This window comes from uncultured Bifidobacterium sp., assembly GCF_959020155.1.
GTDB lineage: Bacteria > Actinomycetota > Actinomycetes > Actinomycetales > Bifidobacteriaceae > Bifidobacterium.
Map to the genome: position 1 here is coordinate 1 of NZ_CAUERC010000016.1, position 23,229 is coordinate 23,229.

At 60.0% G+C, this 23,229-nt stretch carries 21 protein-coding genes; 12 read left to right on the plus strand and 9 right to left on the minus strand.

What is annotated here, in order from left to right; genetic code table 11:
- The coding region (locus Q5H31_RS05380; RefSeq protein ID WP_302457570.1) for a LysR substrate-binding domain-containing protein at positions 1-300 on the plus strand (300 nt) is incomplete at its 5' end.
- Between the two features lie 107 nt (positions 301-407).
- A complete protein-coding gene (locus Q5H31_RS05385) occupies positions 408-1,385 on the plus strand; it encodes an aldo/keto reductase family protein (protein WP_007051219.1) in 978 nt (325 codons plus the stop codon).
- 33 nt (positions 1,386-1,418) lie between these two features.
- On the opposite strand, the gene Q5H31_RS05390 is transcribed toward Q5H31_RS05385, so the two are convergent.
- Both Q5H31_RS05390 and Q5H31_RS05395 read right to left on the minus strand, forming a co-directional pair.
- A complete protein-coding gene (locus Q5H31_RS05390) occupies positions 1,419-1,637 on the minus strand; it encodes a hypothetical protein (RefSeq protein ID WP_007051220.1) in 219 nt (72 codons plus the stop codon).
- A complete protein-coding gene (locus tag Q5H31_RS05395; RefSeq protein ID WP_007057658.1) occupies positions 1,634-3,223 on the minus strand; it encodes a Y-family DNA polymerase in 1,590 nt (529 codons plus the stop codon). Before Q5H31_RS05395 ends, Q5H31_RS05390 begins: the two co-directional genes overlap by 4 nt.
- Positions 3,224-3,387: 164 nt before the next feature.
- Here Q5H31_RS05395 and Q5H31_RS05400 point away from each other — a divergent pair, with 164 nt between their 5' ends.
- The 9 genes from Q5H31_RS05400 (at position 3,388) to purD (ending at position 14,054) form a co-directional block, all read left to right on the plus strand.
- Complete coding sequence (locus Q5H31_RS05400; RefSeq protein WP_008783579.1) at positions 3,388-4,890, plus strand: adenosylhomocysteinase; 1,503 nt, start codon at positions 3,388-3,390, stop codon at positions 4,888-4,890.
- 39 nt (positions 4,891-4,929) lie between these two features.
- The gene (locus Q5H31_RS05405) at positions 4,930-6,303 is read left to right on the plus strand and encodes an amidohydrolase family protein (protein WP_014485787.1); all 1,374 of its coding nucleotides are present in this window, start codon (positions 4,930-4,932) and stop codon (positions 6,301-6,303) included.
- A gap of 69 nt (positions 6,304-6,372) precedes the next feature.
- Positions 6,373-6,843 carry a cupin domain-containing protein gene (locus Q5H31_RS05410; RefSeq protein WP_007051224.1) on the plus strand — a complete coding sequence of 157 codons (471 nt, stop codon included), beginning with the start codon at positions 6,373-6,375 and terminating at the stop codon, positions 6,841-6,843.
- A 201-nt stretch (positions 6,844-7,044) separates the two neighbouring features.
- Positions 7,045-7,908: an ABC transporter substrate-binding protein gene (locus Q5H31_RS05415; protein WP_007053658.1), complete on the plus strand. Its 864-nt coding sequence runs from the start codon at positions 7,045-7,047 to the stop codon at positions 7,906-7,908.
- Between the two features lie 109 nt (positions 7,909-8,017).
- Positions 8,018-8,905 (plus strand): amino acid ABC transporter permease, encoded by an 888-nt coding sequence (locus Q5H31_RS05420; RefSeq protein WP_302457571.1) that lies wholly within the window; start codon positions 8,018-8,020, stop codon positions 8,903-8,905.
- Positions 8,902-9,687 (plus strand): amino acid ABC transporter ATP-binding protein, encoded by a 786-nt coding sequence (locus tag Q5H31_RS05425; protein ID WP_302457572.1) that lies wholly within the window; start codon positions 8,902-8,904, stop codon positions 9,685-9,687. The genes Q5H31_RS05420 and Q5H31_RS05425 overlap by 4 nt, the downstream gene beginning before the upstream one ends.
- A 403-nt stretch (positions 9,688-10,090) precedes the next feature.
- Positions 10,091-11,602 (plus strand): amidophosphoribosyltransferase, encoded by a 1,512-nt coding sequence (gene purF, locus Q5H31_RS05430; protein ID WP_007051228.1) that lies wholly within the window; start codon positions 10,091-10,093, stop codon positions 11,600-11,602.
- Positions 11,603-11,721: 119 nt separating this feature from the next.
- Positions 11,722-12,759, plus strand: a complete 1,038-nt coding sequence (gene purM / locus Q5H31_RS05435) for a phosphoribosylformylglycinamidine cyclo-ligase (protein WP_010081095.1) — start codon at positions 11,722-11,724, stop codon at positions 12,757-12,759.
- Positions 12,760-12,785: 26 nt separating this feature from the next.
- Positions 12,786-14,054 carry a phosphoribosylamine--glycine ligase gene (gene purD, locus Q5H31_RS05440; protein WP_007051230.1) on the plus strand — a complete coding sequence of 423 codons (1,269 nt, stop codon included), beginning with the start codon at positions 12,786-12,788 and terminating at the stop codon, positions 14,052-14,054.
- A gap of 373 nt (positions 14,055-14,427) precedes the next feature.
- Here purD and Q5H31_RS05445 read toward each other — a convergent pair whose 3' ends face one another.
- The 3 genes from Q5H31_RS05445 to Q5H31_RS05455 all read right to left on the minus strand — a co-directional run bounded on the left by Q5H31_RS05445 (position 14,428) and on the right by Q5H31_RS05455 (position 19,445).
- A complete protein-coding gene (locus Q5H31_RS05445; RefSeq protein WP_007051231.1) occupies positions 14,428-16,065 on the minus strand; it encodes an aldehyde dehydrogenase family protein in 1,638 nt (545 codons plus the stop codon).
- A 120-nt stretch (positions 16,066-16,185) separates the two neighbouring features.
- Positions 16,186-18,261, minus strand: a complete 2,076-nt coding sequence (locus Q5H31_RS05450; protein WP_131209638.1) for an LTA synthase family protein — start codon at positions 18,259-18,261, stop codon at positions 16,186-16,188.
- Between the two features lie 260 nt (positions 18,262-18,521).
- Entirely contained in the window at positions 18,522-19,445 is a 924-nt protein-coding gene (locus Q5H31_RS05455) for a metal ABC transporter solute-binding protein (protein WP_008783577.1), read from the minus strand.
- A 261-nt stretch (positions 19,446-19,706) separates the two neighbouring features.
- Between Q5H31_RS05455 and Q5H31_RS05460 the strand changes: the two genes are divergently transcribed.
- Positions 19,707-19,922 (plus strand): hypothetical protein, encoded by a 216-nt coding sequence (locus tag Q5H31_RS05460; protein ID WP_007053664.1) that lies wholly within the window; start codon positions 19,707-19,709, stop codon positions 19,920-19,922.
- Positions 19,923-19,956: 34 nt separating this feature from the next.
- On the opposite strand, the gene Q5H31_RS05465 is transcribed toward Q5H31_RS05460, so the two are convergent.
- The 4 genes from Q5H31_RS05465 to Q5H31_RS05480 all read right to left on the minus strand — a co-directional run bounded on the left by Q5H31_RS05465 (position 19,957) and on the right by Q5H31_RS05480 (position 23,150).
- The gene (locus Q5H31_RS05465) at positions 19,957-20,385 is read right to left on the minus strand and encodes a Fur family transcriptional regulator (RefSeq protein ID WP_007051236.1); all 429 of its coding nucleotides are present in this window, start codon (positions 20,383-20,385) and stop codon (positions 19,957-19,959) included.
- Positions 20,386-20,393: 8 nt separating this feature from the next.
- Positions 20,394-21,572 (minus strand): 5-(carboxyamino)imidazole ribonucleotide synthase, encoded by a 1,179-nt coding sequence (gene purK / locus Q5H31_RS05470; protein WP_008783576.1) that lies wholly within the window; start codon positions 21,570-21,572, stop codon positions 20,394-20,396.
- Positions 21,556-22,056, minus strand: a complete 501-nt coding sequence (gene purE / locus Q5H31_RS05475; protein ID WP_010081100.1) for a 5-(carboxyamino)imidazole ribonucleotide mutase — start codon at positions 22,054-22,056, stop codon at positions 21,556-21,558. The genes purK and purE overlap by 17 nt, the downstream gene beginning before the upstream one ends.
- A gap of 101 nt (positions 22,057-22,157) precedes the next feature.
- Positions 22,158-23,150 carry a zinc-binding dehydrogenase gene (locus Q5H31_RS05480; protein ID WP_131278484.1) on the minus strand — a complete coding sequence of 331 codons (993 nt, stop codon included), beginning with the start codon at positions 23,148-23,150 and terminating at the stop codon, positions 22,158-22,160.
- Positions 23,151-23,229: the final 79 nt, after the last annotated feature.

Consider the following 23,229-nt stretch of genomic DNA (forward strand, 5'->3'; position numbering starts at 1 on the left):
CGCATTGCCGATCTGCTGTTCCGCCGTGCCGGTTTTGAGCCGAAAGTCACAGCCCGTTCGGATAACGTACTGACTCTGCTGGAACTGTGCCATTACGGCATGGGTGCCTGCCTATGCCCGGAGCGGTTCCTGCCAGCGCTGCTTGACGGCGAACGGTTGCGTACTTTGCGCGTGCTGGATTGCGGCCCGGATACCGCATATGCCATTCAGTTCGGCGTTCCGGCCACATCGTATCGGTGGAGCGTCATTGATGATTTCATTCGTTGCGCCCGCGAAGTCACCACCGGCGTGTCGCAATAGCCGCCAACTTGCGTTCAAGTGGGGTTGAACTGTTTCAATAAGAATTGTTAGCGTTCACGGCCGGCCATGAAGAGACGACGGTGACGATTGATTATCAAGGAGCACACATGAAGTATCGCAGCGTTGGCAAGTCGGGACTGAAGATCAGCGAGGTCGCACTGGGCAGCTGGGTCACGGATCTCAAGGGCACGGCGGCTGAGGACGTGGCCAAGGAGACCGTGAAGCTCGCCTACGATTCCGGCGTCAACTTCTTCGACTGCGCGGACGCCTATTCTGGCGGCGCGGCCGAACGCTTCCTCGGCAAGACGCTGAAGCAGTACCCGCGTAAGGAACTGGTCATTTCCAGCAAGGTCTACTTCCCCACCGGCGAAGGCGTGAACGACCGCGGCCTGTCCCGCAAGCACATTTTCGAGAGCATCGACCAGACGCTGAAGAACATGCAGACCGATTATCTGGACATGTACTTCTGCCACCGTTTTGACGAGACCACCGACCTTACCGAGACCTTGCGCGCGATGAGCGACCTGGTCGCCCAAGGCAAGGTGCTGTACTATGGCGTTTCCGAGGAGTGGGGTTCGGCTCGCCTTGAAGAGGCCCAGCGCATCATCGACCGCTACAACCTGTACCCGATCACCGTGGTTCAGCCGCAGTACAACCTAAACGACCGTTACATCGAGCATGAGATCATGGGCACCTGCCGCAAGCTCGGCATCGGCATCACCACGTTCTCCCCGCTCGCGCAGGGTCTGCTGACCGGCAAGTACCGCAAGGGCCAGCCGCTGCCGGCCGGCTCGCGCGCCACCTGGCAGTCCGACCACCAGATCAACGATCTGCTGACCGATGAGAACCTCGACAAGGTCGAGCAGCTGCGCAAGGTGGCCGACGAGCTCGGCACGAACCTGCCGGTGCTTTCCATGGCATGGATCCTGCAGCACCCGGAGATCAGCTGTGTGATCGCCGGCGCCTCCAAGCCCAGCCAACTGGAGAACAACATGAAGGCCGCGGGCTTTGTGATTCCGGCTGACGCGATGGCCGAAATCGACAAGATCACCGGCTTCCACCGCTTCGAACGTCACGTAGGCTGACGAATCTGAGACTTCCTCCAACGAGAGCGATTGTCAAGCGCCGAAATCGGTATCGCCTTGGGCTTCGGCCTGAGCGATGGCGGTTTCGGCGTTTTTTGCTGTTTGCTCGATGACTTGGTTGTAGCCGGTCAGGGCCGCGAACGGCATGAACTGCGCGGCCCGCTGGTGGCGGGACATGTGCGGATGCTTGCGCGACTGATGGTGTGGCAGGTTGATGATGTCGTCGTACGCACGGGTCTCTTGCAGGGTCATGCGCGATGGCCTCCGATCTGACGGTTGCGGTCCTGACCGGTGGCACCGTCTTCCATGTCCATGGCTTTGATGACGGCGTTGCGGCCGAATTTACGTTTCACATCCAGCAGCGCACGCTGGATATCATGCTCTCCATCTTTTTCGCTGGTGGAATCGGATCCATACGATTGGGCCCCGTCATCACCGAACAAGTCGAGCTGTTCATAGCGTTTGCCGGCGGCCAGCTCCTCCGGAGTGGCCACATCATCGGCGATGACGGTCAACCGCCTCACAAGCAAGCGTGAATCCACAATGCGCTCGTACAACATCGTCATAGCCTCACGAATACGTGCCGACGACGAGGTGAAATCACCCAAACCAATCGACCCGACCGCGCTCTTGGGCACCTTGCGCCCAAATCGGTCGATGGTCACCGGCCCTTGATAGCTTTTCGCCGCCCGCTCAGCGGCACGTTTCATCGCATAATCAGCGCACGAATCGAGCTTTGACGAATCAAGACTGCCGATGTCATAGCCGACGGCGAGCGTCAGTCGGTTCGTCAGCACGCTTTTATCGACCAGATCGAGGGCCAGCGCATCAGCCATCTCCTTGGTGATCAGCCGGGCCGTGGCATAGTCGGCGGGGCCGGTGAGCACCTGCCCACTGCTAATGCTGTGCGCACCTGGCTCATAGGATCGGATATCCGCGATTTCGCACGGCTCCCAGCCCCACGCATGGTCGATGAGCAGTTCGGCATTGACACCGAACATGCGATACAGCAGGTCTTCGTTGTAGTAATCCGAAGCACGACCCACCGAGCATCGGGCGATATCGCCCATGGTCATCAGTCCGGCATGCTCGAGCTTCTTGGCATAGCCGCGCCCAACCCGCCAAAAATCGGTGAGCGGACGATGATCCCAAAGCAGCCGACGATATGACATTTCATTCAGTTCGGCCACGCGCACGCCGTCCTTGTCGGCGGGCATGTGCTTGGCGACGATATCCATGGCGACTTTGGCCAGATACATGTTGGAGCCGATGCCGGCAGTGGCGGTGATGCCGGTTTTGGTGAGGATTTCGCGCACGATGGTTCGCGCCATCGCATGCGGCCCCATACCCAGCGAGCGCAGATATGGCGTGGCGTCGATGAACACCTCGTCAATCGAGTAGACATGGATGTGCTCGGGTGCGGCGTATTTGAGGTAGATGCCATATATTTGCCCGCTGATTTCCAGATAGTGCGCCATGCGCGGCTTGGCGATGACCATCGAGGCTTTGAGCCCCGGCGAGCGTTCCAGGTCGCACGCATCGCAGGACTCCCCGATTAATCGGCCGCCGGGAGCATGGACCGCGCGCTCGATGTTGACTCCATTCAGGCGCTGTTTTACCTCGAATAGCCGCGCACGACCGGGAATGCCATAGTTCTTCAGCGAGGGTGAGACCGCCAAACATATTGTCTTATCGGTGCGGGTTTCATCGGCCACCACCAGATGCGTGGTCAACGGGTCGAGTCCGCGCGCCACGCACTCCACCGAGGCATAGAAGGACTTGAGATCAATGGCAATATAGGTATGCTCGCGTTGCGTCGATACCGTTCCGCTGCCCATCGCCATCACCTCCTTACCACCGCTGGCCCGACCAGCATATCAACACAGTCGAACATTTGTTCGATGCAACATGCCTGTTCGAAACTGCCGAAGTCGACGCACGCAACGCGCCCAAACACGCTCTTCACCCACGCCACACGCGCAGCGGCGGAGCAGCGGCATGCATGCGTACCATGGGGAATATGAAGAAAAGCATTACAGCAGACAGCGATTTTGCAGCGTGGGCGGCAGCCCGATCCCAGAAGACGAATCGATCACTGGCAGGAGCCCGACTCGCGATTCCGGAGCCACAGAAGCATGCCGAAATCAAGTCTCAGGCCCAGCAATGGGGCATGACCGTCGAAGATGCCACGATGACCGACGAGCACAACGAGGAATTCCTATGCGACGGCACACAAAGCATCGATTCCATCACCGATATGCGCAAGGCAAGCGGACTGGAGGCAATGGAGTACGCGGAACAGCACATGCCGGTATTACGTGACACCATGGATAGCCTCACCACTCGCGTCGATTTCTCAGGCATTCGTATTGCCGTCTGTCTGATACTGGAGCCAAAGACCGCGATTCTGCTGCGCAAGCTTAAGGCCGCCGGCGCAATCGTCGGCGTATATTGCGGCCCGGATTCCACGGATCCCCGAGTGGCGGAACAGCTGCGCCGGGAAGGAATCACGGTCGAATCCAGCCGAGACTGGACCGCGGAACAGGCGCACGAGGCGGCCCTGCACCTGCTGGACGAAATACAGCCGGACATCATCATCGACGATGGTGCCAGCTTCGCCCGTCTCGCTTCGCTCGAACGCCCCGAACTCACGGCGAACCTCATTGGAGTGGCCGAGGAAACGACCAGCGGCGTACGCGCGTTCCAGCAGATGCAGGAAGCGGGAGCCCTCACCTACCCGGTCGTAGCCGTTAACGACAGTGTGCTGAAAACCGGATTCGACAACGCCCACGGCACTGGGGAGACATGCGTGACCACCATGCAGCGCATTCTCGGCGAGCATGCATTCGACGGTAAGAACGTCACCGTCATCGGCTACGGCCCGGTCGGCCAAGGCTTCGCACGGCGCATTCGCGCGCTTGGCGCCGAAGTCACCATCTGCGATATCGATCCAGTGGCTTCACTCAAAGCGGTGTTCGACGGCTTCGCCGCACAAGACATTGACGAGGCACTCCCTTGCGCGGATATGGTGGTGTCCGCCACTGGCGTGAGACATACGGTCACACTTGAGCACATGCGCGCAATGCACGAGGGCGCGGCGCTCGCAGTGATCGGCGGCATCGCCAACGAAATCGCCTTGGACGAGGTAAGCGACTTCACCCCACAGGTCAACAGGGACACCGTGCAACTCAATGTTCCCGACGGACCAACGCTCACGCTAATCGCCGACGGCGATGGCGTGAACTACACGGTGGGAGGCGGCAATCCAATCGAGATCATGGATCTGAGCTTCGCCGTACAGGCCAGCGCCGTCGCATATCTTCTGGAACATCGAGGCACACTGGATCACACGCTTATCAGACTTGACGCAGCGACCGACCAGCGCATCGCCGCCAGCGCGCTCAAGGCGCGCGGATACCGAGCCAGCCATGCCGTGGAGGACAACGGCTACAATTGGCGACTGACCAGATTCGCGGAAAACGACCGAGAGAACGCCGACCGATAGCCATAGACACGGCACCGAACACAACGCAGCGAGGAGAATATGACCGACAACACCTGGTCGACCGTCGATACCGAGCTTATCGATGATGTGACACTGTATTCCGCCAAACTCATCATCCCCGTGACGGGCCCCGTCATCATCGATGGCGCAGTTGCCATACATGGCGACCGCGTGGTTCATGTAGGTAAACGCCGCTGGGTGCTGAAGGCGCTGAAGCAGGAAATGACGGCTCACGGCACCATCCATGAACGGCATTGGGATGGGGTGCTCACCCCCGGATTGATCAACGCGCACACTCATCTGCAGTACAGCGGCATGGTGCAGGTCGGGCAAGGCACCTACGATCGGTTCCGCGCCTGGGAACTGGCATTCAACGAGGTGTACGCCGAGGCGCAGAAGACCCAGCCATGGAAGCAGTGGGCCGAGGACGGCGCTCGCCAGATGGTCGAATCGGGAACGACGGCCGCCGCAGACATCGTCACCGATTTGGACGCCGCCGGCGCGCTGGCTTCGCAGGGCATGCACGGCATCGCTTATTGGGAGGTAATGGGCTGGCACAACGCCGAATGGATGGAAAAGGGCCGCACTGAGCTCATCCGGCAGTTGCGCCGGATGAACGAGGAGCAGCTGCCAAACCTCGGCATCAGCCCGCATGCTCCGTATACGCTGGAGTCCGAACCGTTCGTTGATCTTCCAGACATTGCTCGTCAGCTGAACATGCGACTGCATATCCATCTGGCGGAGACCCCGCTCGAGGCCGGCACTTATCCGCCGGTGCTCACCACTTATTCGGCGGCCGACTGGAGTGACCACGATTGGGAAAGCTACCGGCAGCTCAAGGAAGTGGGCAAAGGCGCCTCCGCCATCCAGTTCGTCGATCAGCTTGGCTCGCTTGGACCGGATGTGCACATTGCACACGGCGTGTGGGCCAATGGCGAGGATCGGCGTATTCTACGTCAGCGCGGCGTGGGCGTGGCCTTGTGCCCCCGATCGAATCGCATTACCAACACCGGCAAAGATGCACCGGTGCGCGAATACCTCGAGGAAGGCAATCTGGTAAGCGTGGGCACCGATTCGCTCTCCAGCACGCCGACCCTCGATCTGCTTGATGATGTGTCGATGCTTTACGACCTGGCCCGCGAACAAGGCTATGCCAGCGACGATCTGACACATCGCCTGATTCGTATGATGACGCTGGGCGGCGCCGCCTCCATGGGCATGCACGTGGGCCGCAACCGCATTGGACAAATCAACGCGGGCGCATTGGCTGATTTCGCGTTCTTCGACATCCCCGTCGACACATCATCTCCGGCCGGCATCGAAGAAACGCTGGAAACACTGGTGAGGCACGGCGCAGGCACGAACCGAGCCACGGTGATATCCGGGCGCGAAGCCTACAACAACGCCTGGTGACACCGCTGACCTGACCTGATATCAAGAAGCCAAAAACCAGCAAACCCGCCAAGAACAGGAGATCTCATTATGAGCGTCGCTTTGCAAGACATGAGTCCATACGCCCGGTCCATAGTGGAACGCCTTGGACTGGAAACCCACCCCGAAGGCGGCTGGTACACGCGTGACTGGCAATCCCCGCACACGGATGAGGCCTCAAGCCGACCGCTATCGTCACTGATTTACTTCCTGCTGCCCGAGGGAGATGCCAGCGCCTGGCATAAGGTCGATGCGGATGAGGTCTGGCTGTGGCATGGCCCGGCATCGGTCAAACTGGAGCTCGGCGGCAGCGACGAGACTCCGGAATCCGACGAATCCAAGCGAACCGTAATCACCTTGGGTTCCGGCATCACCACCGATCAGGCCGACGTAACCGTATCGGGACATGCGGTCGTACCGGCTGGCGTCTGGCAGCGCACAGTGCCAGGCCAGGGCGATGCGCTGGTCTCCTGTGTGGTCAGTCCGGGATTCGTATTCGACGGCTTCACACTCGAACAGTGAACGCCATTTCGCTCTGCGCCAATATGAGATATCCGTCCGCTTACGCGCCAGATTGCGCGGCTCTAGTCGGCCATAAGCAATGGCGATAGCCAGCATCCGAAAATATCGATGTTTTGTAACCCAATAGCCATACAATTGGCGCGAATGCATCAAGCACGGTTTGAACCGTGTGCATGACGAACACTTGAGGAGAGGAAACCCATGTTCAATAAGCGACACATCGTCCGTACCATTGCGGCCACCGTCAGCATCCTGGCTCTGTCGTTCACCGCAGCCTGCGGTTCCGGCCAGTCCACCGCATCCAATTCCACCGATTCGGACGACATCACCCAGCAGACGTACAAGCCGGGCAAGCTGACCATCGCCACCGGACAGCCGGCCTACGAGCCGTGGGTTATGAACGACAAGCCGGAAAGCGGTGAGGGCTACGAGGCGGCCGTCGCCTACGCAGTGGCCGACAAGCTCGGTTTCAAGAAGAGCGACGTGGTGTGGACCCGCACCGCATTCGACACCGCCATCGCTCCCGGCGCCAAGGACTGGGATTTCAACATCCAGCAGTTCGGCATCACCGACGAGCGCAAGAAGGCCGTTGACTTCTCGTCCAGCTACTACAACGACAGCCAGTCCGTCGTGGTCAAGAAAGACAGCAAGTTCGCCAACGCCACCAAGGTATCCGATCTGAAGGATGCGACCGTGGGCGTCATGGTCGGCACCCTTGCCTACGACTACGCCAAGGCGAACATCAAGGACGACATCCAGACGTTCAATGATGATGCCGCACTGGCTCAGGCACTTGACGCCGGTCAAATCGACGCACTGGTCACCAGCACCGTGGAATGCGTGTACATGGTGCAGTCCGAGCAGGTCAAGGACGCCAAGGTGCTCGGCCGTCTGCCTGACTCCGAAGACAAGAGCGGCATGGGCATCGTGCTGCCGAAAGATTCCAAGCTGACTGCAGCCGTGACCAAGGCAGTGGATGACCTGAACGCCGACGGCACCATCAAGAAGCTTCAGGACAAGTGGCTGGCCGAGTACACCACCGACCTGACCGAACTGAAGAAGTAAGTGGAGTAGGCTCACATCATAAGGTCACAACACCTTGGCCGGGCGCTGCGGAAATTTTCCTGTGACACCCGGCCATTCCGGCATTCAGGAAGCGAGCGACATTCATCACATGACCGCAGCACCAACCGAAACCAGGCAGTACAATGCCCCTGACGGACACGAGGTAAGTCAGGTCGAGCTCAAACGACGCCAATATCGTGTTCATCAGCAAATTCAATCGACGATTACCAGTCTGATCAGCACCGTTGTGTTCGTGGTGGTCATCGTCATCGGCCTGAAGCTCTCCCCCGGCTGGCCACGAGTCAAGGAGACCTTCTTCTCCGGCGAATACTTCGTCAAATCGTTTCCCCATGTGCTTGACGGCCTATGGCTCAACATCCGCGTTCTGCTCGTCGCAGTGGTCGGCGTGGCGATTCTAAGCACGCTGATCGCATTGGTGCGCACCAGCCGCTCCCCTATTCTGTTCCCGCTGCGTATCCTGGCATTGATCTACACGACTGTGATGCGCGGCGTGCCTATTATCGTCGTGCTGTATCTAATCGGTTTCGGCATTCCCGGCCTAGGCTTGTTCGGCCGTATCGATCCCTCGGTACTCGGCACCATTGCAGTGGTAATGGGATACAGCGCCTACGTCTCCGAGGTGCTGCGTGCCGGTTTTAACGACGTACATCCTTCTCAGCGAGCCTCGGCCCGCTCGTTGGGCCTGACCTCCGGCCAGACGACCCGACTGATCGTCATTCCTCAGGCATTGCGCAAAGTGGCGCCCGCACTGATGAATGACTTCATCTCCATGCAAAAGGACGTCGGCCTGATTTCCGTGCTGGGTGCGGTGGATGCCGTGCGCGCCGCACAGATCGACGTGGCCAGCACCTACAACTTCACGCCGTATGTGGTCGCCAGCCTGCTGTTCATCCTGATGAGCGTGCCGTTCATCCTGCTGAACGACTGGTACACGGAACGTCTGCGTAAACGCGAACTCAGCGGAGGAACGGTATGAGCGAAATATCCAATATCAACACCGAGGCGAGTGACTCCCCCGTGAGCAACAAGACGGTGCTGCGTCTTGATGACGTGCGCAAATCCTTTGGAAACACGCAGGTGCTGCGTGGCATTTCCTTTGACATTCACCAACATGAGGTGGTGGCTTTGCTGGGGCCTTCCGGTTCAGGCAAATCCACATTGATGAAATGCGTCAACCTGCTTGAACAGGTCGATGACGGCCAGATTTGGCTGGGCAATACCGATATCACCGACCCGCGTGCCGATCAGGACAAGATTCGCGCACGTATCGGCGTGGTGTTCCAGCAGTTCAACCTCTTCCCCCACATGTCGGTGCTCAAGAACGTGACCCTTGCCGCAATCAAGGTTCACCACTGGAGCAAGGATCGCGCCGAAACCCGCGCTATGGAACTGCTTGAACGCATCGGCATGCGCGATAAAGCCAGCGCCTACCCTGATCAGCTCTCTGGCGGCCAGCAGCAGCGCGTGGCGATTGCGCGCGCACTGATGACCGACCCGGAACTGCTGCTGCTTGACGAGATCACATCTGCTCTTGATCCGATGCTGGTCGGCGAAGTGCTCAACATGGTTGCCGAGTTAAAGGCCCAAGGCACCACAATCCTCATGGCCACGCACGAAATGAGCTTCGCCCACGAAGCGGCCGACCGCATCGTACTGCTCCGTCACGGCGTCATCGCCGAGAACGGCACACCCGCCGAGGTGATGGACGAGTCGCAGAATCCCGAGACCATCGAGTTCTTCAGCCATTTCAGGCACTGAGACGAAGCCGAAAAACAAACACCGGATTCATACGACGAAAGGCTCCGACGGATAATACCGGCGGAGCCTTTCAAATTGCGTTGACGAAAGTCAACCGATCACGTCACACCGACAATTCGGTATCACGCTTGAGCACAAAGTGGAGCACCAGGTAATGCGGCGGTGAACAGGTAAGAGACATCCATGCCTCCAACCTACCCTCCGGCATCACCCCACACCACAACCACCCACCACAAACAGCGAAAGGCCAAAATCCTAAGCCACTATTCATACTCAACTGATCTGGTGCTTAAACCGCGTCCGCGAACCCCAACAAGTTCCACCACCCCACAACACGCGATGTAGCCGCCGATTGGTAGGGTTGGCAGATAGTTAATCCCCTGTTTGAAAAAGGAGCTTTGGCTTGTCGGCTGAACTCGAAGACATTCATGAGGAATGTGGCATCTTCGGCGTATGGGGCCACCCCGACGCCTCACGACTCACCTATTTTGGCCTGCACGCGCTGCAGCATCGCGGTCAGGAAGGTGCCGGCATCGTCTCCAACGATAACGGTCATCTCATCGGTCATCGCGGACTCGGCCTGCTCACCCAGGTGTTCGGCGATGAGCGCGAAATCGAACGACTGAAGGGCAATTGCGCCATCGGCCACGTGCGTTACGCAACGGCCGGCTCGGGCACCACGGACAACATCCAGCCGTTCATCTTCCGCTTCCATGACGGCGACGTGGCTCTGTGCCATAACGGCAACCTGACGAACTGCCCGTCACTGCGCCGCAAGCTTGAAGACGAAGGCGCCATCTTCCATTCGAACTCCGACACCGAAGTGCTGATGCACTTGATTCGCCGTTCGATGCAGCGCACCTTTATGGACAAGCTCAAGGAAGCGCTCAACACGGTGCATGGCGGTTTCGCCTACCTGCTGATGACCGAAGACGCCATGATCGGCGCACTCGACCCGAACGGCTTCCGCCCGCTCTCCCTCGGCAAGATGAAGAACGGCGCCTACGTGCTCGCCTCCGAAACCTGCGCACTGGATGTCGTCGGCGCCGAGCTGGTGCGCAACATTCGCCCGGGCGAAATCGTGGTGGTCAACGATCACGGCTACAAGATCGTGCAGTACACCAACAACACGCAGCTGGCCATCTGCTCGATGGAATACATCTACTTCGCACGCCCGGATTCCGATATCTATGGCGTCAACGTGCACTCCGCCCGCAAGCGCATGGGCGCACGTCTCGCCGCCGAATCCCCGGTGGAGGCCGATATGGTTATCGGCGTGCCGAACTCCTCATTGTCCGCCGCATCCGGCTATGCGGAAGCAGCAGGCCTGCCCAACGAAATGGGCCTAATCAAAAACCAGTATGTGGCCCGCACCTTCATTCAGCCCACGCAAGAACTGCGCGAGCAGGGTGTGCGTATGAAGCTCTCTGCTGTGCGCAGCGTGGTTAAAGGCAAGCGCGTTATCGTTATCGATGATTCCATCGTGCGCGGCACCACGTCCAAGCGCATCGTGCAGCTGCTCAAGGAAGCCGGCGCCGCTGAAGTGCATATGCGCATCAGCTCCCCGCCGCTGAAGTACCCTTGCTTCTATGGCATTGATATCTCCACCACCAAGGAACTCATCGCAGCCAAGATGAGCGTGGAGGAAATCCGCGAATACATCGGCGCGGATTCCTTGGCCTACCTTTCGCTCGACGGTCTGGTCGAATCCATCGGACTGAACGCCGACGCCCCATACGGTGGCCTGTGCGTCGCCTACTTCAACGGCGACTACCCCACTGCGCTCGACGACTACGAGGCCGACTTCCTGAAGTCCCTCACGCCCGAGGACCGTGTGCGTCTGCCTGAATTCGCGCTGTACAAGAGCAAGTACATCGGCAACGAGTACAACACCGTGCAGCCGGACGCCGAATAGCTCACCACCAATCCGCTCAATAACAATTCTTTGAACCAGAGGCGCTTGCCTCCCCTCAGTCGGCTTTGCCGACAGCTCCCCTCCAGAGGGGAGCCAAAATAAGTAGAAAGGCCAACCAAATGCCAAAAGCATATGAGAACGCCGGCGTGAGCGTCGAAGCCGGGTACGAAGTCGTCAAGCGCATCAAGTCGCACGTGGCCCGCACGAACCGCCCCGGCGTGGTCGGCGGCATCGGCGGCTTCGGCGGCCTGTTCGATCTGGCCTCCTTGGGCTACAAGGAGCCGGTTCTCATCTCCGGCACCGACGGCGTGGGCACCAAGCTCATGGTCGCCAAGCTGGCCAATAAGCACGACACCATCGGCATCGACTGCGTGGCCATGTGCGTCAACGACATCGCCGCCCAGGGCGCCGAGCCGTTGTTCTTCCTTGACTACATCGCCTGCGGCAAGAACGACCCGGCACTGCTTGAGCAGGTCGTGGCCGGTGTGGCCGACGGCTGTGTACAGGCCGGTTCCGCGCTGGTCGGCGGCGAAACCGCCGAAATGCCGGGCATGTACGACGAAGACGAATACGATCTCGCCGGATTCTCGGTCGGCGTTGCCGAAAAGTCCGCCATCGTGGACGGTTCCACCATCGCTGAAGGCGACGTGCTCATCGGCCTGCCCTCCACCGGCGTACACTCCAATGGCTTCTCCCTGGTGCGCAAGGCCCTGTTCGAGCAGGCCGGCTACACCGTGGACACCGAACTCGACGAGCTGGGCGGCGAAAAGCTCGGCGACGTGCTGCTCACCCCCACCAAGATCTACGTCAAGGCCCTCTCTCCCCTGTTCAAGGCGGGCGTAGTCAAGGGCGTGGCCCACATCACCGGCGGCGGCTTCATCGAGAACATCCCGCGCATGATTCCGGACGGCTTGGCCGCCGAAATCGAGCTCGGCACCTGGCCCGTGCTCCCGATCTTCGACGTGCTGGAGAAGGCCGGCAACATCGATCATAAGGAGATGTACAACATCTTCAACATGGGCATCGGCATGGTGCTGGCCATCGACCCCGCTCGTAAGGACGAGGCGCTGAAGCTGCTCGCCGACAACAACGAGCCCGCCTACGTGCTCGGCTCCATCACCGCCGACACCACCGGCACGCAAATCGTACTGAAGTAACTCGCTTTCCGCAGGAAAGGAACAACATGGGTCAGAAAGTATTGGTTATCGGCTCCGGCGCGCGCGAGCACACCATTGCCTACACGCTGCTCAAGGCACCGAGCATCGACGAAGTCACCGTGGCTCCCGGCAACCCGGGCATGCTCAAGGACGGCATCCACACCACGCAGCTGAGCCAGTCGAATCACGCTGCACTTATCGAATTCGTGAAGAACAATGGTTATGACTGGGTGTTCGTAGGCCCGGAAGTCCCGCTGATCGAAGGCATCGTGGACGATTTCGCCGCCGCCGGCATCAAGGCGTTCGGCCCGTCCAAGGCCGCCGCCCAGATTGAAGGTTCCAAGGACTTCGCCAAGCAGCTCATGGACCGACACAACATCCCGACCGCCCAATACAAGACCTTCAGCGATCTCGAGATGGCGCAGGACTACGTACACGAGCACGGTGCCCCGATTGTCATCAAGGCCGACGGTCTGGCGGCAGGCAAGGGCGTGACCGTGGCCATGGACGAGCACACCGCCCAGCGCGCACTCGAAGACATCTTCATCGACCATCGCTTCGGCTCCGCCGGTGCCAAGGTCGTTATCGAGGACTTCCTGGACGGCCAGGAATTCTCCCTGATGAGCTTTGTCAACGGCACCGATTTCTGGCCGATGCCCATCTCCCAGGATCACAAGCGCGCCCACGATGGCGACGAGGGTCCGAACACCGGTGGCATGGGTGCCTACAGCCCGGTGCCGCAGATTCCGCAGTCCGTGGTCGACGAGGCCATCGAGAAAATCGTGCGCCCCACCGTCGAAGGCATGGCCGAGGAAGGTACGCCATTCACCGGCATCCTGTACGCCGGTCTGATCGCCACCGCCGACGGCCCGAAGGTCATCGAATTCAACGCCCGCTTCGGCGACCCGGAAACCGAAGTCGTGCTCCCGAAGCTCACCTCCGACCTCGGTGCCGGCATCTCCGCCATTCTCGACGGCGAAACCCCCGAATTCACCTGGGATGAGTCCAACGCCACCCTCGGCGTGGTCATCGCCTCCAACGGCTACCCGGAGAACGTCATCAAGGGTGCCCGTGTGCCCGAAATCGAAGTCGACGAGGATTCGCACGTCTACTACGCCGGTGTCGCCTCTGACGAGCACGGTAACCTTGTGGCCAACTCTGGCCGCGTGCTGCTCGTCGAAACCTCCGCTCCGGACATCAAGTCCGCCCAGGACAAGGTCTACGCAATCATCGACAAGCTCGAGCTGCGCGGACTGTTTTACCGCCACGACATCGGCTTCAAAGCCCTGAAGTAACAGAAGCGGCGCATCTGCTGCATATTTTTGGCCTGGCAGACATGTCAATCGATTGACGTGGCTACCGGGCCAGATTTTTCTGTCCCGGTAGCCGATTTCGGCTCTTTTTCGCAAACCAGGACAGCTGAACCCCTCGAATATAGGAATATTTGAAATTCCCTTCCATACGAAACCGCACTATTCCGCCATTTTCGTAATACGCGGACGATACTTCCGGCGTCAGTTTTGTCCCGGTAAGCAAAAATGACCCGAAATCAAATACTAGGACAGAAAAATCTGGCCCGGTACACGAATCAATCGATTGACGTAATTACCGGGACAGCGAACGTCACTATGACAACGCCATCACCCAATATCAGCGAGCGATATCACGCTAGCTGAATTTGGCGATGATGTCGAACAGTTTGGCCTTGGCTTCATTGAAGGGCGGGTACACGAGGCGCAGAGTGTCGGGGAACTGCGGCTTGGTAACCACGGTTTTGACGTGGCTGAAGGTGAGGAAGCCTGCTTTGCCGTGGTAGGTGCCGATGCCGGACGCGCCCACGCCACCGAACGGCAACCGGCTGGACAGCAGATGGCCCAACGGCAGCGAATATCCCAAGGCTCCGGAGCTGGTCTGACGTTCGAAAGTCAGCCGAACCTCGTGATCGCGCGAGAACACATATGCAGCCAACGGCCGGGACCGCTTGTTGATGAATCGGATTGCGGACTCGGCATCCTCGACCACCAGAATCGGCAGAATCGGCCCGAAAATCTCCTCCTTCATTACTGGCGCATCTGGCGACGTACCGTACAGCACGGTAGGCGCGATATACCGGGCGGCACGATCGACCTTGCCGCCGCAAACGATTCGACCGGCCAGGTCGAACACGCCGGGCACCTTGTGAATCTCGCTCGGCTCAACAGCGGCCGAGGCAGTCGCACCATCATCAGCGGCTGCCATATTCGAACCGGCCGTCGGCTTCGCCGCATTGTTCGCGCTGCCGGCCATCTCCCCCGCGCCACCGCGCCCAGTAGTCACGGCATTGAAGCGCCGCCCAACCATATCCATGGCCGCGCCTACCGCCGATGCCACCTGCACCAGCGGCGAGCTCGGCTCCTCAGGCGGCACGGTGCCGACCGGCAATAGCTTGCACAGTCGTTCAAAATGACGATCGTTGATAATACGACCAAAATCAGGCGAGGCCTTCGGATCTTCGCCATAGAATTCGGTGATGGCTACGGCGATGCGCTCGGCCAGAGCCTCGGCCACATCCGGCGTGGCGAGCACATAGTCGGGTGCCACGCAAGTCTGCCCGGCATTGGTGAATTTGCCCCACGCAATGCGGCGTGCAGCCACATTGATGTCCGCAGTGCGATCCACAAAGCATGGCGACTTGCCGCCGAGTTCCAGCGTGACCGGCGTCAGATGCTCGGCCGCCGCGCGCATGACGATTTTGCCGACGTGGCCGCCACCGGTATAGAAGATGTGGTTGAACGGGCATTTCAGCAGTTCGCCGGTTTCCTTGGGCCCGCCTTCGACCACGCGCACGGCCTCGGAGTCAAGGTATTGCGGCACCAACTCAGCAAGGAGCTTGGACGTATTCGGTGAAAGCTCGGACGGTTTCAAGCAGACGGCGTTACCGGCAGCGAGCGCATCAGCCATTGGTTCCAAGGCCAGCAGCACCGGATAATTCCACGGTGAAATGATGAGCACCACGCCTTTGGGCTCGGCAATCGTCCATCCGGCAGCCGGCTGCAACATCCAATGCATCGCTTTGGGATGCCGGGCGGTCCAAAGGCTCAGACGATTGCGCACGAACTGTGCTTCACCAGCCACCAGGTTCAGTTCCATGAGCACGGTTTCAGCCGCGGGCTTGCCCAAGTCAGCCATAGCCGAGGAGACAAAGGCATCACGGTTCTCCGTAACCAGACGGCGTAGTGCGTTCAGCTGCGCGCGGCGCCATGCCAGCGGCCGGGTACGACCGGATTCGTAAGTCTTCTTCAGTTGTTCGAAAGTCTGGTTCGTCATGAAAGCACCCCCTGCTTTACGGCAGCGCTACTGCAATTTTGGACGGGCTACGCCCCGCGCCTTGCTGGCTCGTCTGTCGGCTCGCACGCTGCCTACAGACAGCCTACTAGGCTGTCTGCTTTACGGCAGCGTCATAAAGTCCGTGTCTTTGAGGTAGTTTTTGCCGGCGGTGATGTCGTATTGGATGAGCTTGTAGTCGGCAAGCAACTGCTTGGTTTCCTTGTCGAAGTCATCGGTGGACATCGGGTTGCCGTTCTGATCAAGATAGATGTTCTGGCCTTCGGGGATACGATCCCAGCCTTGGATCTTGTTGACCACAGGCGGTTCCATGGCGGCGATCTTGGAATGCATTTCGGTCAGGAACGCTAGATACGGGCTGACCTTGGCGTTCATGTGATCGGCGGCCTGCGCCACGAAGAAGTTCGGCGAGGAGTAGGCTGCATCGCTTGCCTTATTGCCTTGGGAGCTGGAAGCCTTATTCGACCAGATGAAGTAATCGGTCAGGTGCAGGGCCAAGGAGTTGTTGTCATCCTCGCTGGCGGACGAGTAGATGCCCGGCAAGTGGTCGCCATAGAACACCACGGTGACGGGCTTATCCAGCGCATCCAGTTCATTCAGGAACTCCTGAGTGGCCTGATCGGTAATCTCCACACCCTTTTGATAGGTCTCAATCGACTGCTGTTCATCATCACCCAGCGGCGTACCCGTGGTGGATTCGGCGGTGTAGTCGTTATTCTCATACCACTCGTGGTAGGGCATGTGATTCTGCATGGTAATGATCTGAATGAACTTGTTCGTCTTGCCGGACTTGATGCCTTCCAACGCAGAATCATAGGAAGACTTATCAGAGACGTACGGCGACTCGTCGATCTTGTCCTGATACTTGATCACGTCCGGACCGGTCAACGTGTAGAAGTGCGAGAAGCCGAACTTCTTGTAGTTCGTGGCACGCGAGTACATGCTGGATTCGTACGGGTGGTAGCCGAGCGAGTTGACGGGCGCGCCCCACAGCTGGTTGATGGTGGGAGTCCAATGCTGGCTCGGGACCAGCTGCTGGTACGGGCTGGACAGGGAGGACTCGAAATTGGCCATGCTCAGGCCGGAAAGTCCCATGTATTCGAGATTGGCCGTACCTCCGCCGTAGCCGGAGGAGAGCATCAGGCCGGAGGTGGTGCCCGCCTTGATCTTGCGGATGTTGGGCATCGAATCCTTATTGGTCTTCAGTCCCGGCACGCGGCTCGGGTCAGAGAAGGATTCGGACAACACGTACACCACTGTCGAATCAGTGAGGTTGTTGGTGCGGGAGGCGTTGATTGTCTCCGCTTCCTTCTGATAGCGAGCGGCGACCTTCTTCATGGTCTCCTCGGAGTAGTTGCTCGGCTTGTCCATGATCTTCGGGTTGAGCTGGCGGGTGAAGGCCACGAGCGGACCATTGCGCTGCGCGTCATACACGGAATCCCACATGGATGGCGTGTCTCCCAAGGCGCGGGAGAACTTGTTGGCCAGCGAATCGGTGGTTCTCACATGAATGCAGTACAACGCGAACACCAGAATCGGCAGCAGCAGAAGAATCAGACGGGAGGTGAGGTTCAGGCTCAGGTTATCCGTACGAATCATGCGACCTTTGCGCCCATCGAAATGACGCAGCACCAGAATCAGCGCGAGCAGTACGGCGAACGCGCCGAGTGCCACGAGGATGGTCACATGCGCACCGGCCGGAATGAAGGTGAGCATGTTGCCGGTGTTCGAGCCAAGGAAGCCTAGATCGGCGGGCAGAATGGCCTCGTAACGGATCTCGACCTTGAAATGTTCGATGGCGGCCACGATGATTCCGACCGCAAGAATCACGATGCTTGCCGTCCAGAACCGGTTGAACAGCATCAGCAACATGAGGTACAGCAACGCGACAAGTATCACGTTGAGCACGAATACGAAATTGCCGTCGGTCCACATCTTGCTCACGAAGCCGAATCCGACGGTCGGACTGGACAGCTGCACACGGGTGGAGCTGGACGAAACGCCCACTTCGAGCGCCGTCACGACAATGATGTCGAAGATAACGAAGAGCACGCCGTACACCCAGCCGGGGAAGGGCTTGTGGGGGTGTTGGGGCGTGACTTCATTGGCTTCGACCTTTTTGGCCCAAAGCTTGAAATGGGGTTTCACTGTGGTGGTATTACTAGTGTTCTCGCTCATTCGCCTGTTTCCGTATGTGACTTTTCAAGGGCATATTGTTGCCGCTGAACCTTGGAAAATCCATAGTTCCACTATTTTTCTTACCGTTTCCTAACTATTCACCCTAACGCAAAGGGTGCCTCGGGACATCCCCGAAGCACCCTGATATATAAGGAGCCTATCCCTGATAGCGAAGTGTTCTGTTCTCCCCTAGACAACGCCTCGCTATCTGACTTGATTATTCCCCTTATCGCTGTTGCGGATTGACGGCTACTGCCGCATTACTTCACGGCGGCGGCGAACTGGTCGACCAGTGCGCTCATCCAGTCGAGCAGGTTGGTGTACTGCTTCGGCATCTGCTCGGCGAGCTCCACGATCGGCACGTTGGCGTCCTTGGCGGCACCGGTGATCTGGTCAGTAGTGGAGTTTGCTTCCTGGCTGTTGAAGACGAACATCTTGATGAAGCCGGCCTTCAGGGTGTCCTGGAAGTCCTTGATGTCGGCCGGGGTCGGCTCGCTCTCGTTGGCGGAGGCCTGGGCGTAGCCCTTCGGAGTGGCGTCGGTCATCTTGAGGTCGTCGGCCAGGTACCAGGCCACGGATTCGGTGGCGGCGTACGGCAGGCCCTCGGTCTTGGCGGAAGTCTCCTTGATCTTGGACTCAAGCTGGTCTTCCTTGGCGTGCCATTCTTTGTTGAGCTTGGCGTAGTCGTCCTTGTGGCTCGGGTCGGCCTTCTGGTAGGCGGCGGTGATGGCGTCGGCGGTGTTGGAACGCACCTTGGCGGAGAACCAGACGTGCGGGTTGTCGCCTTCCTTGATGCCGGCGGTTTCGGCGGCGGTGACCAGCGTGGCCTTGGTCGGCTGGGCGGCCTTGGTGGCCCACGGGTCGTAATCGGCGCCGTTGACTACGGCTACCTTGGCGGTGCCGAACTTGGCGACATCCTGGCTGGTGGGCTCGTAATCGTGCGCCTCGACGTTGGTCTTGGTCATGATGTTGGTGACTTCGACGTTGCTGCCGCCGAGGTCTTCGGCCACGGAACCCCACTGGTTGATGGAGGCGACGACCTCGATCTTGCCGGAAGACGCGGCGCCGCTGGAATCGGACTTGCCGCTGGCGGCGTTGCTGGAACCGCAGGCGGCCATCGAGAGCAGGGTCGCCGCGGCGGCCGCGATGGCGAGCGCGCGCTTGGCGTTGGACATGATGGACATGATTGGGTTTTCCTCTCTAATTAGCCGAACGGCTGGGCGATGCTGCTGTTGCTGCATCATCGCCCAGCCACCAACACGACAGAATAACATGTATTGAGAATTATTATCATTTGCATTTACATCGGCGTGTCATGCTGGCGTTCCACCCTGCCATCACCCTGGCGGCGTTCCTGCTGGCCTGGGCGAGCACCGTGGTACCGGCCTGGGTAGCGGCCAAACGCAAGCTGCGTGACAAGCCGGCTTCCCTACTTCGGGCATTTCATGTTCATGACTTCGGGTGGCTATAAGCACGTGTTCGGCGAGCAGCACCAGTCGAACGCCTATATGGTGCGGCTCAAGAACCACGAGACCTCCAATGTGGAGTCGCGCAGCGCCAAGCTCATGAAGCTGGACGGCGTGAAAGGCATCGTGCAGAACACGACCTCAAAGAAACAGCATGCTCGGCGCGCTGAAGTCAGTGGAATAGCAGCGGAATAACAAATGGGATCGGCTTTGAAGCCGATCCCATTTGTTATTCGCTCACTGCTTTCTGAGCCTTCTGCGCTTTCTGCTCCTTTTGGCAATCAGAGCACAGTCCGAAGACCTCCAAGGTGTGGGATTCAACGGTGAAGCCGTGGCCGTCGGCCACTTTGCGCAGCCAAGCCTCGCTGGGCGGGTCGATTTCCACGGTTTTGCCGCACCGCCTGCACACCAAGTGGTGGTGATGTCCGTCGTCGCCGCATAGGCGGAACAGCTGCTGGCCGTCCAGGCGGATCGTGTCGGCGGCACCGGCATCGGCCAAGGCGTTGAGCTGGCGGTATACGGTGGCCAAGCCGATTTTCGAGCCTTCGTCCTCCAGCCTGCGGTGCAGGTCCTGAGCGGAGATGAACTCCTCGCAGTCGGCCAAGGCGGCGCGAATCGCGTCCTTCTGCTTGGTCTGGCGTTCGATATGTTCAACCATCGGTAAGGTCACGCCTTCTTTTTCAGGTCGTCCCAGCAGCCGGTGGCCTCAAGGTCAGCGACCGTCTTGGCCGGGTCGCCGGTGAGCACGGTGATGTGGCCCATCTTGCGGTCGTGGCGCACTTCGGCCTTGCCGTAGTCGTGCACATTCCACTCCGGGTGGGTGGCGATCAGCGCGCGCGTCGGTTCCACATGCTGGCCAAGTACGTTGACCATCACGGCCGGCGAGAGCAGCTTGGGCTTGGGCAGAGGCCAGCCGGCGATGCCGCGGATGTGGGCGTCGAACTGGTCCATCGAGCAGGCCTCGATGGTGTAGTGGCCGGAGTTGTGCGGGCGCGGGGCGAGCTCGTTGACGATGACCTGATCGTCCTTGGTGATGAACAGTTCGATGGCCAGCGTGCCAGCCAGTTCGAAGCCCTTGGCCAGGCGAATCGCCAGTTCATGCGCTTCGCGAGCCACATGTTCGGACACCTCGGCGGGGGCGATGGTCATATGCAGGATGTTGTTGCGGTGCTCGTTACGCACAATCGGGAAGGTGACGAAGTCCTTGCCGTTGCCGGAGACCAGAATCGAAGCCTCGAATGCGAAGTCGACGAAGCCTTCCAGGATGCTCGGCGGGAAGCCACCACCACGGTCGGAGCGGGAGCGGATCTTCTCCAAGTCGGCGTCGGAACGCAGCACGAGCTGACCGTGGCCGTCGTAGCCGCCGGACACGGTCTTCAGCACGGCCGGATAATGAATATCACCCAATGCGGCGTCAAGCTCATCGAAGTTGTTGACAGCGCGCCACGGTGCGGTGGCGGTGCCGTGGTCGTTGATGAACTGCTTCTCGCGCACGCGGTGCTGGGTCACGCGCAGCAAGTCGGTGCCCTGCGGGGTGGCGGTGATGCCGCGCACCTCGTCGATGGCGCCGGCGTCCACGTTCTCGAACTCGTAGGTGAGCACGTCGGACTGCACGGCCAGATCATGGATGGCGGTTTTGTCATCGTACTCGGCGGTGATCTGGAAGTCGGCCACCTGACCGGTCGGGCAGTTCGGCGTTGGGTCAAGCACGCCGACGCGGAAGCCCATGTAGCGGGCGGACAGAGCCATCATGCGGCCGAGCTGGCCGCCGCCGATGATGCCGATGGTCGAGCCCGGCATCAGCATGGAGACGCGGCCGCCCGTTTCTTCAGACAAGCTGGGCATTGGATTCGGCCACCTTTTCCTTCAGTTCGTTACGGTAATCCTCAAGCTTGTCGGCCAGTTCGGGCTCGAAGGCGGAGAGCATCTGCACGGCGAGCAGGCCGGCGTTGGTGGCACCGGAGTTGCCGACGGCGGTGGTGGCCACCGGAATGCCGCCGGGCATCTGCACGATGGACAGCAGCGAATCCCAGCCGGACAGGGCGTGGGAGCGCACGGGCACGCCGATCACGGGCAGTGTGGTCTGCGCGGCGATCATGCCCGGCAGGTGGGCGGCACCGCCGGCACCGGCGATAATGACCTTCAGGCCATTGGCGCGGGCGTTGTGCGCGAACTCGGCCATGAGCTCGGGCGTGCGGTGCGCGGAGATGACCTGCTTGTGGTAGGCGACGCCGAACTGGTCGAGAATATCGCAGGCGCGCTTCATGGTCTCCCAGTCGCTGGCCGATCCCATGACCACTGCGACTTCGGGCTTGGATTCATTTGCCATTATCATTTACTCCCTAGTTATTGAGAATAAGGCCCACTGTACTCCTGATAGCGGAGTTAAGCCACGCAGCGAATCGTTCTCAATACATAATTCTGTGAGGCTTACAGCTCAATAACGATCTTGCCGAACATGTCGCCGGCGATCATTCTGGCGAACGCCTCGGGGGCGGCGTCCAACCCGCTGACCACGGAATCGATCACCGGATGCAGGTCGGCGTGCTCCACGAAGCGCAGCAATCGTGCGAAATCCTCGCGCGAACCCATGGTGCAGCCCTGCACGCGAATGTCCTGGAAGAACAGTCGCGTGAGCTCCGCACCGGGCTGGTCGCCGGTGGTGGCGCCGCAGATGGCGATGGTGCCGCCGGGACGCACCGACCGCACCGAATGGCCCCATGTGGCCGCCCCCACGGATTCGATCACCGCATCGACCTTGCGCGGCAGGCGGGCACCGATCTCCAGCGCGGCGTTCGCGCCAAGTTTCAGCGCCTTGGAGCGCTTGTCCGCGTCGCGCGAGGTGACGAACACCTCCAGACCGGCGGCATGGGCGAGCTGGATGGCCGCAGTGGACACGCCGCCGCCCGCGCCCTGAATGAGCACGGAGTCGCCCGGCTTGATGCCGGCGGCATCGAACAACAGCGAGTAGGCGGTCAGCCAGCTGGTGCCGAGTGCGGCCGCCTCAGCCGTGGTGAGGCTTGCGGGCTTGGCGAACACGTTGGCGGACGGCACGGAAGTCTTCTCGGCCATCGTGCCGGGGTATTTCTCGGAGAGGATCGTGCGGCGCTCGCCCGGGGCCACGCCCGCGCCATCGGTGCCGACGAACGTGTACAGCACCACTTCGCTGCCGGCCTTGAGCCCATGCTTGCCGGGGATGTCCTCGTCCAGAACGCCCACGGCATCGGTGCCCAGGATCATCGGCGTCTGTTCGGCGGCGAGACCCACACCCTGTAGCGACCAGACGTCGTGATGGTTTACGGTCACCGCGCGCACCGAAACGGTCGACCAGAACGGGCGGGCCTGGGGTTCGGGCTGCTCGCCCACTGCCAACGCGGCAAGCGGATCGGCATGGTTGACGGTGGATGCGTATACGGCCTTCATTGCGCGCTCCTTGGTATCAAAAGGAATTACCGCATTCATTGTCCCACATCGCGCAGCGAACGAATCACCCATTTACGGA

Coding starts and splice junctions, on each gene's coding strand:
- Q5H31_RS05385 (WP_007051219.1), top strand. CDS start 408: ATGAAGTATCGCAGCGTTGGCAAGTCGGGACTGAAGATCAGCGAGGTC.
- Q5H31_RS05460 (WP_007053664.1), top strand. CDS start 19,707: ATGTTCATGACTTCGGGTGGCTATAAGCACGTGTTCGGCGAGCAGCAC.
- Q5H31_RS05400 (WP_008783579.1), top strand. CDS start 3,388: ATGCGTACCATGGGGAATATGAAGAAAAGCATTACAGCAGACAGCGAT.
- Q5H31_RS05410 (WP_007051224.1), top strand. CDS start 6,373: ATGAGCGTCGCTTTGCAAGACATGAGTCCATACGCCCGGTCCATAGTG.
- purM (WP_010081095.1), top strand. CDS start 11,722: ATGCCAAAAGCATATGAGAACGCCGGCGTGAGCGTCGAAGCCGGGTAC.
- purD (WP_007051230.1), top strand. CDS start 12,786: ATGGGTCAGAAAGTATTGGTTATCGGCTCCGGCGCGCGCGAGCACACC.
- Q5H31_RS05415 (WP_007053658.1), top strand. CDS start 7,045: ATGTTCAATAAGCGACACATCGTCCGTACCATTGCGGCCACCGTCAGC.
- Q5H31_RS05465 (WP_007051236.1), bottom strand. CDS start 20,385: ATGGTTGAACATATCGAACGCCAGACCAAGCAGAAGGACGCGATTCGC.
- Q5H31_RS05405 (WP_014485787.1), top strand. CDS start 4,930: ATGACCGACAACACCTGGTCGACCGTCGATACCGAGCTTATCGATGAT.
- purK (WP_008783576.1), bottom strand. CDS start 21,572: ATGCCCAGCTTGTCTGAAGAAACGGGCGGCCGCGTCTCCATGCTGATG.
- Q5H31_RS05390 (WP_007051220.1), bottom strand. CDS start 1,637: ATGACCCTGCAAGAGACCCGTGCGTACGACGACATCATCAACCTGCCA.
- Q5H31_RS05395 (WP_007057658.1), bottom strand. CDS start 3,223: ATGGGCAGCGGAACGGTATCGACGCAACGCGAGCATACCTATATTGCC.
- Q5H31_RS05445 (WP_007051231.1), bottom strand. CDS start 16,065: ATGACGAACCAGACTTTCGAACAACTGAAGAAGACTTACGAATCCGGT.
- purE (WP_010081100.1), bottom strand. CDS start 22,056: ATGGCAAATGAATCCAAGCCCGAAGTCGCAGTGGTCATGGGATCGGCC.
- Q5H31_RS05455 (WP_008783577.1), bottom strand. CDS start 19,445: ATGTCCATCATGTCCAACGCCAAGCGCGCGCTCGCCATCGCGGCCGCC.
- Q5H31_RS05420 (WP_302457571.1), top strand. CDS start 8,018: ATGACCGCAGCACCAACCGAAACCAGGCAGTACAATGCCCCTGACGGA.
- Q5H31_RS05425 (WP_302457572.1), top strand. CDS start 8,902: ATGAGCGAAATATCCAATATCAACACCGAGGCGAGTGACTCCCCCGTG.
- Q5H31_RS05480 (WP_131278484.1), bottom strand. CDS start 23,150: ATGAAGGCCGTATACGCATCCACCGTCAACCATGCCGATCCGCTTGCC.
- Q5H31_RS05450 (WP_131209638.1), bottom strand. CDS start 18,261: ATGAGCGAGAACACTAGTAATACCACCACAGTGAAACCCCATTTCAAG.